15 protein-coding genes are annotated in these 17,016 nt (G+C 63.9%); 6 read left to right on the top strand and 9 right to left on the bottom strand.

Annotation, left to right across the window (positions count from 1 at the left end; translation table 11 throughout):
• From aceF to HU735_RS04840, 4 genes are all read left to right on the top strand, one after another.
• Nucleotides 1-1,638, top strand: coding sequence for a dihydrolipoyllysine-residue acetyltransferase (gene aceF, locus HU735_RS04855; RefSeq protein ID WP_186712633.1), 1,638 nt, complete (start codon nucleotides 1-3; stop codon nucleotides 1,636-1,638).
• A 314-nt stretch (nucleotides 1,639-1,952) separates the two neighbouring features.
• Nucleotides 1,953-4,646, top strand: a complete 2,694-nt coding sequence (locus HU735_RS04850; RefSeq protein WP_186712632.1) for a GGDEF and EAL domain-containing protein — start codon at nucleotides 1,953-1,955, stop codon at nucleotides 4,644-4,646.
• A 118-nt stretch (nucleotides 4,647-4,764) separates the two neighbouring features.
• Complete coding sequence (msrA, locus tag HU735_RS04845; protein ID WP_050703454.1) at nucleotides 4,765-5,433, top strand: peptide-methionine (S)-S-oxide reductase MsrA; 669 nt, start codon at nucleotides 4,765-4,767, stop codon at nucleotides 5,431-5,433.
• A 3-nt stretch (nucleotides 5,434-5,436) separates the two neighbouring features.
• Nucleotides 5,437-6,051, top strand: coding sequence for a glutathione S-transferase (locus tag HU735_RS04840; protein ID WP_186712631.1), 615 nt, complete (start codon nucleotides 5,437-5,439; stop codon nucleotides 6,049-6,051).
• Nucleotides 6,052-6,241: 190 nt separating this feature from the next.
• Here HU735_RS04840 and creD read toward each other — a convergent pair whose 3' ends face one another.
• From creD to HU735_RS04820, 4 genes are all read right to left on the bottom strand, one after another.
• Nucleotides 6,242-7,570, bottom strand: a complete 1,329-nt coding sequence (gene creD / locus HU735_RS04835; RefSeq protein ID WP_186712630.1) for a cell envelope integrity protein CreD — start codon at nucleotides 7,568-7,570, stop codon at nucleotides 6,242-6,244.
• Between the two features lie 206 nt (nucleotides 7,571-7,776).
• Entirely contained in the window at nucleotides 7,777-9,210 is a 1,434-nt protein-coding gene (gene creC / locus HU735_RS04830) for a two-component system sensor histidine kinase CreC (RefSeq protein ID WP_186712629.1), read from the bottom strand.
• A complete protein-coding gene (gene creB / locus HU735_RS04825; protein WP_186712628.1) occupies nucleotides 9,210-9,890 on the bottom strand; it encodes a two-component system response regulator CreB in 681 nt (226 codons plus the stop codon). Before creB ends, creC begins: the two co-directional genes overlap by 1 nt.
• A gap of 103 nt (nucleotides 9,891-9,993) precedes the next feature.
• On the bottom strand, nucleotides 9,994-10,494 hold the full coding sequence (locus HU735_RS04820) for a RimK/LysX family protein (RefSeq protein WP_186712627.1): 501 nt from the start codon (nucleotides 10,492-10,494) through the stop codon (nucleotides 9,994-9,996).
• Nucleotides 10,495-10,677: 183 nt separating this feature from the next.
• On the opposite strand from HU735_RS04820, the gene HU735_RS04815 reads away from it, so the two are divergent.
• Nucleotides 10,678-11,565, top strand: a complete 888-nt coding sequence (locus HU735_RS04815; protein WP_186712626.1) for an acyltransferase — start codon at nucleotides 10,678-10,680, stop codon at nucleotides 11,563-11,565.
• A 152-nt stretch (nucleotides 11,566-11,717) separates the two neighbouring features.
• Here HU735_RS04815 and HU735_RS04810 read toward each other — a convergent pair whose 3' ends face one another.
• Together HU735_RS04810 and HU735_RS04805 are read right to left on the bottom strand one after the other, a co-directional pair.
• Entirely contained in the window at nucleotides 11,718-12,290 is a 573-nt protein-coding gene (locus HU735_RS04810) for a DUF2780 domain-containing protein (protein ID WP_186712625.1), read from the bottom strand.
• A gap of 174 nt (nucleotides 12,291-12,464) precedes the next feature.
• A complete protein-coding gene (locus HU735_RS04805; protein WP_062572570.1) occupies nucleotides 12,465-12,743 on the bottom strand; it encodes a hypothetical protein in 279 nt (92 codons plus the stop codon).
• A gap of 401 nt (nucleotides 12,744-13,144) precedes the next feature.
• Between HU735_RS04805 and HU735_RS04800 the strand changes: the two genes are divergently transcribed.
• Nucleotides 13,145-13,987, top strand: coding sequence for an RHS repeat-associated core domain-containing protein (locus HU735_RS04800; RefSeq protein WP_186712624.1), 843 nt, complete (start codon nucleotides 13,145-13,147; stop codon nucleotides 13,985-13,987).
• Nucleotides 13,988-14,034: 47 nt separating this feature from the next.
• On the opposite strand, the gene fdhA is transcribed toward HU735_RS04800, so the two are convergent.
• From fdhA to soxG, 3 genes are all read right to left on the bottom strand, one after another.
• Nucleotides 14,035-15,234, bottom strand: a complete 1,200-nt coding sequence (gene fdhA / locus HU735_RS04795; RefSeq protein WP_186712623.1) for a formaldehyde dehydrogenase, glutathione-independent — start codon at nucleotides 15,232-15,234, stop codon at nucleotides 14,035-14,037.
• Between the two features lie 240 nt (nucleotides 15,235-15,474).
• Nucleotides 15,475-16,332 (bottom strand): formyltetrahydrofolate deformylase, encoded by an 858-nt coding sequence (gene purU, locus HU735_RS04790; RefSeq protein ID WP_186712622.1) that lies wholly within the window; start codon nucleotides 16,330-16,332, stop codon nucleotides 15,475-15,477.
• Between the two features lie 12 nt (nucleotides 16,333-16,344).
• Nucleotides 16,345-16,977, bottom strand: a complete 633-nt coding sequence (soxG, locus tag HU735_RS04785) for a sarcosine oxidase subunit gamma family protein (protein ID WP_186712621.1) — start codon at nucleotides 16,975-16,977, stop codon at nucleotides 16,345-16,347.
• Nucleotides 16,978-17,016 lie beyond the last annotated feature (39 nt).

Here is a 17,016-nt window from a genome sequence, read left to right as displayed (position 1 = left end):
GTGAGCGAACTCATTCGCGTACCTGACATCGGCAGCGGTGAAGGTGAAATCATCGAGCTGTTCGTCAAGGTCGGTGACCGTATCGAGGCTGACCAGAGCCTGCTGACCCTGGAGTCCGACAAGGCCTCCATGGAGATCCCCGCGCCGAAGGCCGGTGTGGTCAAGGAACTGAAGGTCAAGCTGGGCGACCGCCTGAAAGAAGGCGACGAGCTGCTGGTCCTGGAAGTCGAGGGCGCCGCTGCGGCGCCTGAGGCTCCGGCCGCCGCGCCTGCCCAGGCTGCGGCTCCCGCGCCTGCCGCCGAAGCCGCCCCTGCTCCCGCTCCGGCCGCAGCCCCGGCTGCCGCCAGCGTGCAGGACATCCACGTGCCGGACATCGGCTCGTCGGGCAAGGCCAAGATCATCGAAGTGCTGGTCAAGGTCGGCGACACCGTCGAAGCCGACCAGTCGCTGATCACCCTGGAGTCCGACAAGGCCTCCATGGAGATCCCGTCGCCTAGCGCCGGTGTGATCGAAGCCGTGCTGTGCAAGCTGGAAGACGAAGTGGGCACCGGCGACCTGATCTTCAAGATCAAGGCCGCAGGCGCCGCCCCTGCTGCAGCGCCGGCTCCGGCCGCTGCTGCTCCGGCTGCCGCTGCTGCCCCAGCCGCTGCACCTGCCGCCGCCGCGCCGGCTGCTGCGCCTGCTCCAGCGCCGGTCGCCACCGCACCGGCCGCCGGCAGCAACGCCAAGGTTCATGCAGGCCCGGCCGTTCGTCAGCTGGCCCGTGAATTCGGCGTCGACCTGGGCGCTGTTGCCGCCACCGGTCCGCACGGCCGTATCCTCAAGGAAGACGTGCAGGTCTACGTCAAGGCCATGATGCAGAAGGCCAAGGAAGCTCCAGCCGCCGGTGCTACCGGTGGTGCCGGCATCCCGCCGATCCCTGCCGTGGACTTCAGCAAGTTCGGCGAAGTGGAAGAAGTGGCCCTGACCCGCCTGATGCAGGTCGGTGCCGCCAACCTGCACCGCAGCTGGCTGAACGTGCCGCACGTGACCCAGTTCGACTCCGCCGACATCACCGAGCTGGAAGCCTTCCGCGTCGCGCAGAAGGCCGTGGCCGAGAAGGCTGGCGTCAAGCTGACCGTGCTGCCGCTGCTGCTCAAGGCCTGCGCCTTCCTGCTCAAGGAACTGCCGGACTTCAACAGCTCGCTGGCGCCAAGCGGCAAGGCGATCATCCGCAAGAAGTACGTGCACATCGGCTTCGCCGTGGACACCCCGGACGGCCTGCTGGTCCCGGTGATCAAGAACGTCGACCAGAAGAGCCTGCTGCAACTGGCTGCCGAAGCCGCTGCACTGGCCGAGAAAGCCCGCACCAAGAAGCTTTCGGCCGACGAGATGCAGGGCGCCTGCTTCACCATCTCCAGCCTCGGCCACATTGGCGGCACCGGCTTCACGCCGATCGTCAACGCGCCTGAGGTGGCGATCCTCGGTGTGTCCAAGGCCACCATGCAGCCGGTCTGGGACGGCAAGGCCTTCCAGCCGAAGCTGATGCTGCCGCTGTCGCTGTCCTACGATCACCGTGTGATCAACGGCGCCGCCGCCGCGCGCTTCACCAAGCGCCTGGGCGACGTGCTGGGCGATATCCGCACCATGCTGCTGTAATAGCTGCACGCTGCCCCTCACTCGAGGGGCAGCACCGTTTTCGAGCTGCCACGCTCGTACCTCAACCCCGCCAATTGGCGGGGCTTTTTTTTGCCCGGGATTGCTGGGACGGCTTTGCCCTCTTTTCGCGGCGCAAGGCCGCTCCTACAGGGGGATGCGATCGTCTGCCGCCCGCCGGTCCTACAGATTCTGCAAGAGCAGCCGACAACCTGTTCACAGCATCCCCCATGGCCGCTTGCCAGCCCACGGGACATGATGCAACCTTGCCCGATGCGCCGTGCTCCAGGCCGCGCCCCAGTTCAAGCGAGTCTTCGATGAAAAGCCAACCCGATGCCGCCAGCCGTGTGGCGGCCGAGGTCGTGACGCAGCTTCCCGTGCCCTCGCGGCTCGGCATGCTGCGTTTCGAGCGGCTGAACGAAGCCAGCTGGGCCATGCTTTACCTCGACCCGGCCTGCGACCGCCAGTTCGGCCTGCCCGCCGCCGAGCTCTGCGCCCTGATCGGCTCGCCCTACGCCAGCCTCATGGAGCCGGAAGCACGCTACAAGCTGCACGACGAGATCCAGCTGCAGCTGGCCCAGCGCGGCTACTACCGGGTGCGCTACACCCTGCACGCCTGCCCGGCGCCACTGCGCCTGCTGGAGGTCGGGGAAAGCTACAAGCAGCACAACCGTCAATTGCTGCGCGGCTACCTGACGGTGTTCGACGACCACCGCCAGGATACCCCGGACCTCGACGCCAACGACCTGGAGTCGCGCAACAGCCGCCTGCAACTGGCCCTGCAACTGAACCAGCGCGCCCAGCAGGAGCAGCTCGAGCACCTGGACAGGGTGCGCGCCCAGCAGGACCTGATCCTGCGCCTGGCCCGCCAGCGCTACAGCATCGGCAACTCGCTGCTCGAAGCCGCCGAGCTGATCACCCGCAGCGCCTGCGAGATCTACAAGGTCGACTGCGCCAGCATCTGGTACCTGAACGATCAGCGCCTGGAGCCGATCAGCGCCTGGTACAGCCGTGACCAACAGCACCGCATGCCCGAGGCGATCGACGCCAGCCGCTTCCCGGACTACCTGGAAGCCCTGCACGCCAGCCGCGCCATCGACGCCCACAACGCCAGCCACGACCCGCGCACCCGCGAGATGGCCGAATCGCTGTACAGCACCGACGACAACGCCATGCTCGATGCCAGTATCCGCATCGACGGCCAGGTGGTCGGCGTGCTGTGCCTGGAGCAGACCGGCCAGCCACGGGCCTGGCAATCGGACGAGATCGCCTTCGCCGGTGAGCTGGCCGACCAGTTCGCCCAGGTCATCAACAACCACAACCGACGCACCGCCGCCAGCGCCCTGCACCTGTTCCAGCGCGCCGTGGAACAGAGCGCCAGCGCCTTCCTGCTGGTCAACCGCGACGGCGTGGTGGAATACGTCAACCCCAGCTTCACCGCGATCACCCAGTACAGCACCGAGGAGGTCCAGGGCCATCACCTGGCCGAACTGCCGGCGCTGGAAAACCTGAGCGAGCTGCTGTTCGACTCGCCGTCGAGCCTGGCCATGGGCAACAGCTGGCAGGGCGAGTTCAAGAGCCGGCGCAAGAACCTCGAGCCGTACTGGGGCCAGCTGTCGATCTCCAAGGTATACGGCGACAACCGCGAGCTGACCCACTACATCGGCATCTACGAGGATGTCACCCAGACCAAGCTGGCCCAGCAGCGCATCGAGCGCCTGGCCTACACCGACAACCTGACCAACCTGGGCAACCGCCCGGCGTTCATCCGCAACCTCGACGAGCGCTTCGCCCGCGACAGCGCCAGCCCCATCTGCCTGCTGCTGGTGGACATCGACAACTTCAAGCGGATCAACGACAGCCTCGGCCACCAGACCGGCGACAAGCTGCTGATCAGCCTGGCCCGGCGCCTGCGCAACAGCCTGGCCAACGGCGGCAGCCTGGCGCGCTTCGCCAGCAACGAGTTCGCCGTGCTGCTGGACGACACCAGCCTGGAAGATGGCCAGGGCGTCGCCCACCAGCTGCTGCGCACCCTCGACAAACCGATGTTCGTCGACAACCAGCTGATCAACGTCACCGCCTCCGTGGGCCTGGCCTGCGCGCCGCTGCACGGCAGCGACCCGGCCACCCTGATGAAGAACGCGGGCCTGGCCCTGCACAAGGCCAAGGCCAACGGCAAGCACCAGGTCCAGGTGTTCACCGAAGTGCTCAACGCCGAGGCCAGCTACAAGCTGTTCGTCGAGAACAACCTGCGCCGCGCCCTGACCCAGAATGAACTGGAAGTGTTCTACCAGCCCAAGCTGTGCCTGCGCAGCGGCCGCCTGCTCGGCCTGGAGGCGCTGCTGCGCTGGAACCACCCCGAGCGCGGCATGATCCGCCCCGACCAGTTCATCAGCGTGGCCGAGGAAACCGGCCTGATCATCCCCATCGGCAAGTGGGTGGTGCGCCAGTCCTGCCGCATGAGCCAGCAGCTGCGCGAAGCCGGCTTCGGCAACCTGCACGTGGCCATCAACCTGTCGCCCAAGCAGTTCTCCGACCCCGAGCTGGTCAGCTCGATCGGCAGCATCCTCAAGGAGGAAGCCCTGCCGCCGCACCTGCTGGAACTGGAACTGACCGAAGGCCTGCTGCTGGAAGCCACCGAGGACACCCACCGCCAGCTCGACGAGCTCAAGGCCCTGGGCCTGACCCTGGCCATGGACGACTTCGGCACCGGCTACTCGTCGCTGAGCTACCTGAAGAAGTTCCCGATCGACATCATCAAGATCGACCGCAGTTTCATCAACGAGATCCCCGACAACCAGGACGACATGGAGATCACCTCGGCGGTGGTGGCCATGGCCCACAACCTCAAGCTCAAGGTGGTCGCCGAAGGCATCGAGACCCCCGAGCAGCTGGCGTTCCTGCGCCGGCACCGCTGCGACGTCGGCCAGGGCTACCTGTTCGACCGGCCGATTCCGGGGCGCGAGCTGAACGAGAAACTGCGCCGCTATCCCCGTGGTCCGGTGGACTGACAGCGGCGTAAAGCTCGGGCACTATAGAAGCCATTCGGTCCCCATCGCGGTGCGCCGATGCGACTTGCCCCGCGATGGGTCCAACACCTATCCCACTGAAAAACACAGAGGAACGGCCATGACCCTGCGTTCGGAAATCCTGGTGAACAAAAACGTCCTGCCCACCGCGGAACAGGCCCTGCCTGGCCGCGAAACCCCGATGACCCTGCCCGAGTTCCACTACGTGTTCGAAGGCACGCCGCTGCTCGGCCCGTTCTTCGAAGGCGACATCGACTTCGCCATCTTCGGCCTGGGCTGCTTCTGGGGCGCCGAGCGCCGTTTCTGGCAGCGCGAAGGCGTGGTCAGCACCGTGGTCGGCTACGCCGGCGGCTTCACCCCCAACCCCACCTACGAGGAAGTCTGCTCGGGCCTGACCGGCCACACCGAAGTGGTGCTGGTGGTGTTCGACAAGAACCGGGTCAGCTACCGCGAGCTGCTGGCGATGTTCTGGGAGCTGCACAACCCGACCCAGGGCATGCGCCAGGGCAACGATGTCGGTACCCAGTACCGCTCGGCGATCTACTGCACCTCGCCGCAGCAGCTGGATGAAGCCAACGCGAGCAAGGCCGCCTTCCAGGCCGAGCTGGGCAAGGCCGGCTTCGGCGAGATCACCACCGAGATCGCCCAGGCGCCGACCGTGTACTTCGCCGAGGCCTACCACCAGCAGTACCTGGCCAAGAACCCGCAAGGCTACTGCGGCATCGGCGGTACCGGCGTGTGCCTGCCACCCAGCCTGCAGGGCAACTGAGCCATGATCCTGTTCCATTCGCCGCTGTCGCCGTTCGTGCGCAAGGTGATGATCGTGCTGCACGAGACCGGCCAGCTGGGCCGCGTCACCGTGCAGGGGGTGAACATCAGCCCGGTGAACGGCGACGCGCAGCTCAACCAGGGCAACCCGATCGGCAAGATCCCGGCCCTGCGCCTGGACGACGGCAGCGTGCTGCACGACAGCCGGGTGATCTGCGAGTACCTCGACAGCCAGCACGTCGGCCTGCCGCTGATCCCCCGCGAGGGCTCGGTACGCTGGCGGCGTTTGACCCTGGCCTCCCAGGCCGACGCGATCATGGACGCGGCGGTGGCCACCCGCTACGAGACCTTCCTGCGCCCGGCGGACAAACAGTGGGACGGTTGGGTGCAGGCACAAGGCGATAAGATCCGCCGCAGCCTCGCGAGCCTGGAGCGCGAGCACCTGGCTGAGATCGCCTCGGGGTTCGATATCGCCGCGATCGGGGTGGCCTGTGCGTTGGGGTATCTGGACCTGCGCCAGCCTGAGTTCGATTGGCGTGGGCAGTATCCGGGGCTGGCGGCGTGGTATGCCGAGGTGAGCCAGCGGCCGTCGATGGTGGCTACCGCTCCGGTAGCCTGAGACGCCGCCGGCGAGGGCTGCGCCCTCGTTTCGCGGCACAAGGCCGCTCCTACAGGATTACGCGATCGTCTGTAGGAGCGGCCTTGCGTCGCGAAAGGGCTGCACAGCAGCCCCGGAGTTCACCGCGGTACCACAGGAAACAACAGACCAATCCTCACGGCCAACCACCGCCCGATCTCTCTATCCTCCCTCATACCCCCTTCCCCACCCGCGACCAGTCCAGCCGCCGGGTCAGCACCATGAACACGCCCAGCAGGCCAAAGCACAGCAGCGAGCCCATCAGCAGCGCATAGTCCTCGGCGCTGAGCAGCCCGTAGAGCATCGCGTACAACGCCGCCAGCCCCGCCGCAAAGCCAATCCCACGCCCCAGGCTGCGCAGCACATGAACCAGGTAAAAGCCAATCAGCAGCACGCACCCTGACGCCGACAGCCCATAGGCCAGGCCAAACCCCAAGTGCTCGGACAGCGACAGCAACAGCAAGTAGAAGAACGCCAGGGCCACGCCCACCAGGATGTACTGCACCGGGTGCACGCTGAGGTTCTTCAGTACCTCGAACAGGAAGAAGCCGGCAAAGGTCAGGGCGATGAACAGCAGCGCATACTTGATCGCCCGTTCGCTCTTGAGATACTGGTCCACCGGGTCGACGAAGCTGACGCCAAAAGCACGCTCGTTGAAGTCGCCACACTTGCCGACGGTCGCGCAAAGGCGCATGGATTCTTCCAGGTTGGTGGCGAAGAACGAGGTCTGCCAGTGGGCGCTGAAGCCCTTTTCATCGATGGCACGGCGGCTGGGCAGGTAGCTGCCGACGAAGCTCGGGTGAGGCCAGTTGGCGCGCATGTCCACCGTGGTGCTGCGGCCGACCGGCAGTACCGCCAGCTGGCCGGTGCCCAGCAGGGCCAGGTCGAAGGCGTAGTCGAACTCGCGGGCCTTCTGCTCGCTCAATTGCGGCAGGGCCACATGCACGCCGCCAGGCAACCAGTCGACGCCGCTGCCGGCCTCGAACGGCAGGCGCTGGTCATCCAGGGTAAGCTCCAGACTGTTCTCGATGCCGCGAATATCGCTGATGCCGACCATCAGGAACGGCTTGTCAAAGCGGTAGTCGTCGTAGTCCTTCTCGATACCCCAGCGCTCGGGCAGCTTGAAGCGACCGCTGATCTGGCTTTTGGCATGGAACAACCGCGCCTGGTAGATGCCGCGGGCGCGCAGCTCGGTATCGACGCCCACATCCATCGCGAAGGTTTCCGGCAGGAAGTAGAGGTTGCCGTGCATCGTGGTGGTCTCCTGGACGCTCGTGCCGTCCTTGTCGATCCAGCGCCGGTCGAACTTGCGATAGGGCACCACCAGCACCGGACCGCTGACCAGCTGGTCGAAGCTGGAGCTCGCGGCGATCTCGCCCAGCACGTTATTGCGTAGTTGCTGGCGCTCGTCGATCAGGCCGCCGATCATCAGCAGGGGAATCAGCAACAGCAGGATCAGCACGGCGATCAGGCCAAGCTTGAAACCTAGGGTCTTGTTCATGGGGTTGGGCTCCGTTTGCGATGTGGGCAGTGTCTGCCCGCCGCGTGGAGCCCTTGGGGAGGGAATGTGGAGATTGTGTGGAGATTGCTTGGATGGCCACACACCGTGGGAGCGGGCTTGCCCCGCGATAAGGCCCGATCAGGCAGTGATGTTGCCTGGGCTGGCCTTATCGCGGGGCAAGCCCGCTCCCACAGGGTACCTGCCTCTCAGCTGAGTCGACGCGCAGGCAGCCATAACCTCACCCGCACCCCACCCTCGACGTTGTCCACCGCCAGCGCCCCACCATGCAGTTGCATCACCTCAGCCACGAAGTTCAGCCCCAGCCCGGTGCTCTTGCGTCCGGTCCCGGGCCTCGGCAACGAATAGAACCGTTCGCTGACCCGCCCCAGGGCGTACTCGGGAATTGCCTGCCCCTGGTTGAACAGGCTCAGCGCCACCCGCTCGCCATCACGCTCCAGCTCGAAGGCCAGCGCGCCTCGCTCGGGGGTGAAATCCAGCGCGTTGTCCAGCAGGTTGGCCAACGCCTGGCGCATCAGGAACGGATCGCACAGCAACCTGACGCCCGGCGGAATGCGCTGGCGCACCTGCAACCCGGCGCCGTCGATCCGCGCGCCATGAGCCAGCAGCAGCTCGTCGATCAGCGCCGCCACCGCCACCTGCTGTTCATCTTCCAGTGCCTGCATCTGTTCGACCCGCGCGAGGTTGAGCAGCCGCTCGATCATCTGCTGCAGGCGCTCGCTCTCACGCTCGATATTGCCGGCGAAGCGCGCCCGCTGCTCTTGCGGCATGTCGCCCTGCAGCAGCTCCGAGGCGCCGCGGATCGCCGCCAACGGGCTCTTGAGCTCATGGGTGAGCGTATGCACATAGCGCTCGACATAGGCCTTGCCCTCCAGCTGGGTGCGCATGCGCTCCACCGCCGTGGCCAGTTGCAACAGCTCGCCGCCCTTGTAGTGCGGCAGCGCGGCGCGCTCGCCCTCGCTGACTGCCTGGGCGTAGTGGGTGAGCCGGCGCAGCGAGCGGGTCAGCCACCACGACAATGCCGCGCCGACCAGCAGCCCCAGCACGATCAACCCCAACCCAAGGGTGAGCAGGCGCCGCTCGGAGCGGTCGATGTAGGGCTGCAACGAGCTGTTGGGCTTGGCCACCGTGACCACACCGATGATCTGGCCCTGGTCGAGGATCGGCGCTGCCACATGCATGACCGAGGTGCTTTCGTCGTCCGGGTCGCTGCGGGTCGAGCGGGCGCCGTACTGGCCGCGCAGGGTCAGGTAGACATCGTTCCAGCGCGAGTAGTCCTTGCCCAGGTCCTGGCCGCTGGAGTCGAGCAGGACGATGCCCTTGGCGTCGGTCACGTAAATGCGGTGGCTGACCTGGTTCTTCGCCAGCCCCCAGATCTGCGCGCTGGGGCGCCGCTCGCCATAGGAGGCGAGCACCTGCGACAGGCGGCTCTGGGTCAGGGTACCGTTCTTCACATCGTCGTGCAGGATCTCGGCTAGCAGGTTGGCGGTGTCCACCAGGGTTTCTTCCGATGACTGCCGCACCACCGGGCGGATCTGCTCGCGCACCGTGTTGAGCAGGAAGTAGCCCGCCAGGCCGACGAACAGGAAGTACACCAGGAAAATGCGAATCCCCAAGCGCATCAGGCGTGTTCCGGGCTGTAGCTGTAGCCCAGGCCGCGGTGGGTCTGGATCGCCTCGGCGTCGGGGGCGACCTGGCGCAGCTTGGCGCGCAGGCTCTTGATATGGCTGTCGATGGTGCGCTCGTAGCCGACGTCCGAGGCCACGCCCAAGCCGTCGAGCAGCTGTTCGCGGCTGAATACCCGGCGCGGTTGCTCGAGCAGGCTCTGCAGCAGGCGGAACTCGTGGCGGGTCAGCGTCAGCGCCTGGCCACGGTAGCTGATGCGCATGGCCAGGGTGTCGAGCTGGAATGGCGTGCTTTCGCTGGTCGCGTCCGACCTGGGCGCCATGCGCTTGAGGATGGCCCGTACCCGCGCCGCCACCTCACGGGGGCTGAAGGGCTTGACCACGTAGTCGTCGGCGCCGATCTCCAGGCCCAGCACCCGGTCGATCTCGGCGTCGCGGGCGCTGAGGAACATCACCGGCACCTCGCTGAAGCGGCGCAGCTGGCGGCAGGTCTCGAAGCCACTGATGTCGGGCAGGCCGATGTCAAGGATCACCAGGTCGGCCGGACGCAGGCGCTGCTGCTCGACGGCGGCGCTGCCGAGGGTCACCCACTCGGTGCTGTGGCCGTCGGCCTGCAGCGCGTAGACCAGGGTGTCGGCGATGGCGGATTCGTCTTCGACGATGAGGATGTGGGGCATGGCGTCCGGCCTTGCTGGGGCAAAGGCTGGACTGTGAAGCAAGTCCGCCAGCCAGCGCAATCCTTGTGCCGCGAAAGGGGCGCGAAGCGCCCCCAATGCGAAATCAGCAGTCCGGCTTGCCCGCCGTGAACTTCTTCGCCGGGTTCACCGCCGCCTTGAACTCGCGCAGGGCCTTGGCGCCCACCAGCAGCGGGTAGTTGAAGCTGCTGCGGTCGACCAGGTTGACCTCCACGGTACGCTTCACGTCGCCCAGGCACAGCTCCAGGTCGACCACCGGGCGGCGTGACAGCTCGGGGGCTTCGCCTTCTTCTTCCTCGTCGGCTCGGTTCTTGATCTTGCTGATGCGCGCCAGCTTGTGTTCGTAGACCTTGCCGTCGGCATCCCTGGTGGCCAGGCGAAAACGCACCCAGTCCTCGCCATCGCGGGTGAACAGCTCGATATCCTTGGCCGACAGCGACGCGGTGTAGGCACCGGTGTCCATCTTGGCCTTGAGGGTTTCACCGATCTCCGGCAGGGCGATGTTCTCGTAGCGACCGTACAGGGTGGGCTCGGCGGCCATCACCGGCAGCGCCAGAAGGGACAGCAGGGCAAGCAGGGGTTTCACGGGGCAGGCTTCCTTGAGAGGGGTCAGTGCTTAGACTGCGCAGGCAGGATAGGTTCGTTGCAACAGGGTAAACAACACAATGTGAAACATTTGTCCCAGTTAATGGACGTACGACGTTTGGCGTAGGCCACTGCCCTGCTTATCATTAGCCACCGTTTACCTCACACCAACAAGAGTCTCCTTATGCGTCGCCTGCTGACCGGCACCCTCACCCTTACCCTGCTGCTGCTCAACACCCTGGTGATGATCGGCCCGTTGCTGGTCTTCGCCCTGCTCAAGCTGGTACTGCCCGGCCGTGGCCGCGACTACGCGTCGGCCGCGGTGATGTGGATCGCCGAGACCTGGTCGGAAGTCGACAAGGCCATCTTTGCCCTGTGCATCCCCACCCAGTGGGATATCCGTGGTGTCGACACCCTGCGCCAAGACACCTCGTACCTGTGCGTGAGCAACCACCAGACCTGGGTCGATATCCCGGCGCTGATCGAGAGCCTCAACCGCCGCGTGCCGTTCTTCAAGTTCTTCCTCAAGAAGGAGCTGATCTGGGTACCGCTGCTGGGCCTGGCCTGGTGGGGCCTGGATTACCCGTTCATGAAGCGCTACAGCAAGGCCTTCCTCGACAAGCACCCCGAACTCAAGGGCAAGGACCTGGAGATCACCAAGGCCGCCTGCGAGCTGTTCAAGCGCCAGCCGGTGACCGTGGTCAACTACCTCGAAGGCACCCGTTTCACCGAGGCCAAGCGCCAACAGCAGCAGTCGCCCTACCGCCACCTGCTCAAGCCCAAGGCCGGCGGCGTGGCCTTCGTCCTGGCGGCGCTGGGCGAGCAGCTGGATGCGCTGCTCGATGTGACCATCGTCTATCCGGGCGACAAGGCGCCGGGGTTCTGGGACCTGCTCAATGGCAGCATTAGCCGGGTGATCATCGACATCCGCGTGCGCGAACTGGACCCGGCGCTGAGCGAGGGCGACTACGAGAACGACCCGGCCTTCCGCCAGACCGTGCAGGCCTGGGTGAACCAGCTGTGGCTGGAGAAGGACCAGCGGATCGAGCAGTTGCGCGCCGAGATGCGCTGAAGCCCGCGCCTACAGCATTTCGCGGTCCCTTGTAGGAGCGGCCTTGTGCCGCGAAAGGGCCGCAGGGTTTCAGCGTTGATGCATCAATCCCGGGGCTGCTACGCAGCCCTTTCGCGGCACAAGGCCGCTCCTACCCTGCCCGCGTCTGGCGCTCAGACCGATGGCTGGCTCAACGGCGCAGGGCTATTCCACAAACTCCCCAGATTCTGCAACAACGACCCGGCAATCCCCTGCTGCCCCAGGTACTGCAGGATCAACGGCGCGAACTGCCCGATCATCCCGGTATCCATGCCCAGCGCCTTGAAGGCAGTATCCAGGTCGTTGCGGTTCTGGACCTCGCCGCCCAGCGCATTGCTCAGTGCAGAGCTGTTCTTGTCATTGCCGAGCAACTGCCCCAACCCGCTCAAACCACCCAGCGCATTGGTGCCGGACAGCAGGTCCAGCCCCGGCACAGCCTTGGTCAGTTGCCCATAGTCGTCACCGCTGAGGTTGTTGCGCGCCAGCCCCAGCATTGCCCCGGCGCCGCCGATGGCCTGTTCGGGGGTGATCTTCAACTCGCTGCCCAAGGTGTTGAGCAGGTTGGCCTGGCCGGCCGGCGCCTGCACCTGGCCCTGTTGATTCTGGTTCTGCATGGCCGAGACGGCATTGGCCGCGTCGCTGAGGTTGAAGGCGAACACCGGGCTTGCGGCCAGGGTCATCAGGGTTGCCAGGGTGAATGCTTTCATCGGGAGGGACCTCGTCGGCCGGAATGGCCGGGAAACGAGGGGTTGGACTGGAGTGCAGGGGGTTTGTTCCGGGCCGGCCATCGGTGTTCATTGCAAGGGCCATATCGCGGGGCAAGCCCGCTCCCACGCGGCGCTGGGTCATTCGTGGGAGCGGGCTTGCCCCGCGATGGACATTTACTGGCCAGCTCTGTTTTCCACCGCACTGGCCAGCGCATCCGCCTGCCCCCAGGCGATCTGCATGGCCCGCAGCCCAAGCTTGAGCAATTGCCGCGTCTCCTCGTCCTCGATGCGGTCCAGGGCCCGGTGGCTGTCGCTGAAGGCGAACATCAGGTAGTGGGAGACGTTGGCCAGCACGTACTCCATGGGCACGACACCGTCGTGGATGGCGCGGGCGAGGGATTTGTCGGGGGGTAAGGCGAATTGGTGGGGTGGGTCGGGGACGATCTTTTTCATGGCAGTCACCTGAATGCAGTGATGCTGCACCATTCGTTTCCACACAAAAGGGTGGCAGCTGTACACGGGGTGGAAACCCGGATGCATTCAGGAAAACCCGGTAGGCACAAAGCCTCCCGCGCACAGCTGCCATGACGACACGTTCCAGAATGCATATCCGGGTTTCCACACCCGATCGCTGAACCGACAGCGACGAGAAGAGCCTAGTGGGCAAGGCTTCCCCGAACAATCAGACACATATCGACTGAACACGAAGGATATTTCTCGTGATTTCATGAGGTAAGCAGGAAATGACCTACAAATACGTAGGAACACTCCAGAGACCTAGCATTTCTATCAGTTGCGGACTCTTAATCCGCCCCTCAGAGTAAGGTAGAAACAAGCTAAAAAATGGAGTCCCCATGTCACAGGCACGCACACCTACTCAAATTAATATGTTACTGACAACAGATACTTTAGGTTCCATCCAGCGCCACCAAACCGCCTCCAAAAGCAATGCTATTGTCTATACACCATATGGGTACTATCCCTTCGCTAACGCTTCTCCTGCATCAGGTTTCAACGGCTATATTCGCTATCACGCCGACATGTACTTACTTGGTACCGGATATCATCGCCCTTTCAGCCCTACTTTAATGCGCTTTCATTCACCCGACAATCTAAGCCCATTCGACGAAGGCGGCCTTAACAGCTACTGCTATTGCTTTAACAACCCAATCAACATGAAGGACGACACTGGACATATTGGAGAAAACTTCATAGCACGCAGAATACTCCGGATCAAATCATATAAAGAATCTTACAAAAACAAACGGTACAACCACTACAAAAATAAGCTAGAAGATCTGACTTCAAAACAAAACGATAGTCTTTCCATCGGACTTACCAATGAGCCTTACAACCAAAACACGAACTACCACATCTCCAGTATAAATACGAACGGTGGTATTTCACCAAGCCGCATGCGCGAACAGTGGGGCGTTTTTACAATGCTTGACTCAGAGACAATAACAACTAAAAATAAAATTGAAAAATATTCTAATGACGAAAACAGCCAGCTGGATGCGGCAGTTGACAAAACACTTAAAGCAACCTTCAACCTAGTACTAAGCAGTATAAAAACAAGCGTCACACCCAACTCCCTTCCCGTTCAGACAGTCAAAGAAACAAGAGAAACTGAGAGATCTAAACTAGGAAATCTTTTGGGTGAGAACCGATCAAACAAATGGAAAGAGTATGACTAAATAGCTAAAGCCAAGCCCTCTTAAACCGAGGGCTTGGTTTTGCTTGATCATGCAATACTAAACATTTTATGCGGATCAATCACAAACTTCTTCGGCACCCCAGCATCAAACTCCCCATACCCCTCCGGTGCTTGGTCCAAACTAATCACCTGCACCCCCACCACCTCAGCGATATTAATGCGGTCCCACATGATCGCCTGCATCAGTTGGCGGTTGTACTTCATGGTCGGGGTCTGCCCGGTGTGGAAGCTGTGGGACTTGGCCCAGCCCAGGCCGAAGCGGATGCTCAGGGCACCGATCTTGGCGGCGGCATCCACCGCGCCTGGGTCTTCGGTCACATACAGGCCCGGAATACCGATCTTGCCGGCCACGCGGGTCACCTGCATCAGCGAGTTGAGCACGGTGGCCGGGGCCTCGTGCTTGGCGCCTTCATGGCCATGGCCACGGGCCTCGAAGCCGACGGCATCGACGGCGCAGTCCACTTCCGGCTCGCCGAGGATATCGATGATCTGCTCGTGCAGCGGGGTGTCCTTGGACAGGTCGACCACTTCGAAACCTTGCGACTTGGCGTGAGCCAGCCGGGCCGGGTTGAGGTCGCCGACGATCACACAAGCAGCACCCAGCAGGCGGGCGGACGCGGCGGCAGCCAGGCCGACCGGGCCGGCACCCGCGACGTAGACGGTGCTGCCCGGGCCAACGCCGGCGGTGACGGCGCCATGGTAACCAGTGGGGAGGATGTCGGACAGACAGGTCAGGTCGCGGATCTTCTCCATGGCCTTGTCGCGGTCGGGCAGTTTCAGCAGGTTGAAGTCTGCGTAGGGCACCAGCACATACTCGGCCTGGCCGCCGGTCCAGTCACCCATGTCGACATAGCCGTAGGCGCCACCGGCACGGGCCGGGTTGACGGTGAGGCAGACGCCGGTGTGCATCTCTTTGCACGAGCGGCAGCGGCCGCAGGCGACGTTGAAGGGTACCGACACCAGATCGCCGATTTTCAGGCGTTCGACGTCACGGCCCATTTCGACGATTTCACCGGTGATTTCGTGACCCAGGACCAGGCCGACCTGTGCGGTGGTACGGCCGCGGACCATGTGCTGGTCGGAGCCGCAGATGTTGGTGGAGACCACCTTGAGGATGACGCCGTGCTCGATCTTCTTGCCGCGCGGGTCCTGCATCTTGGGGTAGTCGATCTTCTGCACCTCGACCTTGCCCGCGCCGAGATACACCACTCCACGGTTACCAGACATGCTTCTTACCTCGCTTGATTTGTATTTATGCAGCGGTGGTGGAAAGCGCCGCCTTTCCGTGGGCGGCCTGTGTTACTGGAATGAAGGGGATTGTGGGCTGGATGGGCGGTGGGGCGGTGACTGGATGCGACAGGGGGATGCCTGTTTGCGGCGCACTATCTGTCGTAAAGAAGCATCGCGGGGCAAGCCCGCTCCCACGCTGTATACGTGGGAGCGGGCTTGCCCCGCGATGGCATCGGCTCAGAGAACAACAGTACGATTGGCGTTCAAAAACACCCTTCTTTCGATGTGATAACCGACAGCCCGCGCCAGAGTCAGGCACTCGATATCGCGCCCCTTGGCGATCAAATCCTCGGGATAGTGCGCATGGTCCACCACCTCCACGCCCTGGGCGATGATCGGCCCTTCGTCCAGGTCGTTGTTGATGTAGTGCGCCGTGGCGCCAACCATCTTCACGCCCTTGTTGTAGGCCTGGTGATACGGCTTGGCGCCCTTGAACCCGGGCAGCAGCGAGTGGTGGATGTTGATCGCCCAGCCATCCAGCCGCCGGCACAGCTCCGGCGACAGCACCTGCATGTAACGGGCAAGAATGACCAGTTCGGCGCCGCTTTCCTCGATCACCTGCAGCACCTTGCGCTCCTGCGCCGGCTTGTCGTTAGGGTCGAGGGCGAAGTGGTAGTAGGGAATCTTGTGCCAGTGCGCCAAGGGCTCGAGGTCAGGATGGTTGGACACCACCGCGACCACGTCCATAGCCAGCTGGCCGATGCGCTGGCGGTACAGCAGATCGTTCAGGCAATGATCGGCCTTGGACACCATGATCACCACCTTGGGGCGGTGATTCGGCGCGACCAGCTCGAAGGCCATGCCGAACGCCTCGCTGCGCTCGGCCAGCCCCGCACGGAAGGCATCCTCGTCGAAGCCATCCGGGACGCGGAACTCCACGCGAATGAAGAACCGCCCCGACAGCCGGTCATCGAAGGAATGGTGCTCGGTGACGTAGCAGCGCTGCTCGTAGAGATGACGCGTCACCACATCGACCGTGCCGAGCATGCTCGGGCAGTCGGCAGTGAGAATCCAGGTGTCCGGTGCCCGACTCATGGGTAATGCTCCTTACGCTTCGATGGCCAGGCCGTATTCGGCCGACGCGTCCTGCAGCCACAGCCACCAGTAGTCGGAGAAGCTGCGGCGGATCACCAGCTCCCAGGTGTCCTCGGCGGTGCGGCGGATCACCAGCTGCGACTTGGCGAACACGGTGCCGACGGCCTTGCCCACCGGGAAGTTGTTCGGGTGTACATCATAGCTGGTGGATTTCATCAGCACGTCGCGCACGTTAGGGCCGCGCAGTTCAAGCAGGGTCTGCCCGCCGCTGACGTTGACCACCTGGATGTGCTGGCCGTCGAGGGCATCGCGCAGCTTCTGCTCGACGGCGAACTCCTGGCCGCCGGGGACGATCAGCAGCCACTCGTCCGGGCCCACCCATTGCAGCGACATCTCGTTGTTGGCGACCACGGTGAGGGCCACCGGCAACTCCAGGCCCAGGGCCTTGTGCACGCCGCCGGCGAAGGCCTGATCATGGCCATTGCCACGGATAGTGAGGTGGCCGAGGAGTTTCTTCTCGCGCAGGGTTACGCCTGCGTTCTTGCGGCCCTTGCCGACCAGGCTGGCCAGGTCGGCGTGGTGTAGCGGCGACTGGGCCTTGGCGTCGGCGCCGGGGTTTTGCTGGAAGACGTTGATAGCGCTCATTTCTTACCTGCCTTGAATTCTTGTGCGAGGAACCACTGA

The sequence above is a fragment of the Pseudomonas sp. BW16M2 genome (assembly GCF_014268865.1).
Classification (GTDB): domain Bacteria; phylum Pseudomonadota; class Gammaproteobacteria; order Pseudomonadales; family Pseudomonadaceae; genus Aquipseudomonas; species Aquipseudomonas peradeniyensis.
This window is presented reverse-complemented; position numbering and strand designations above follow the sequence as displayed.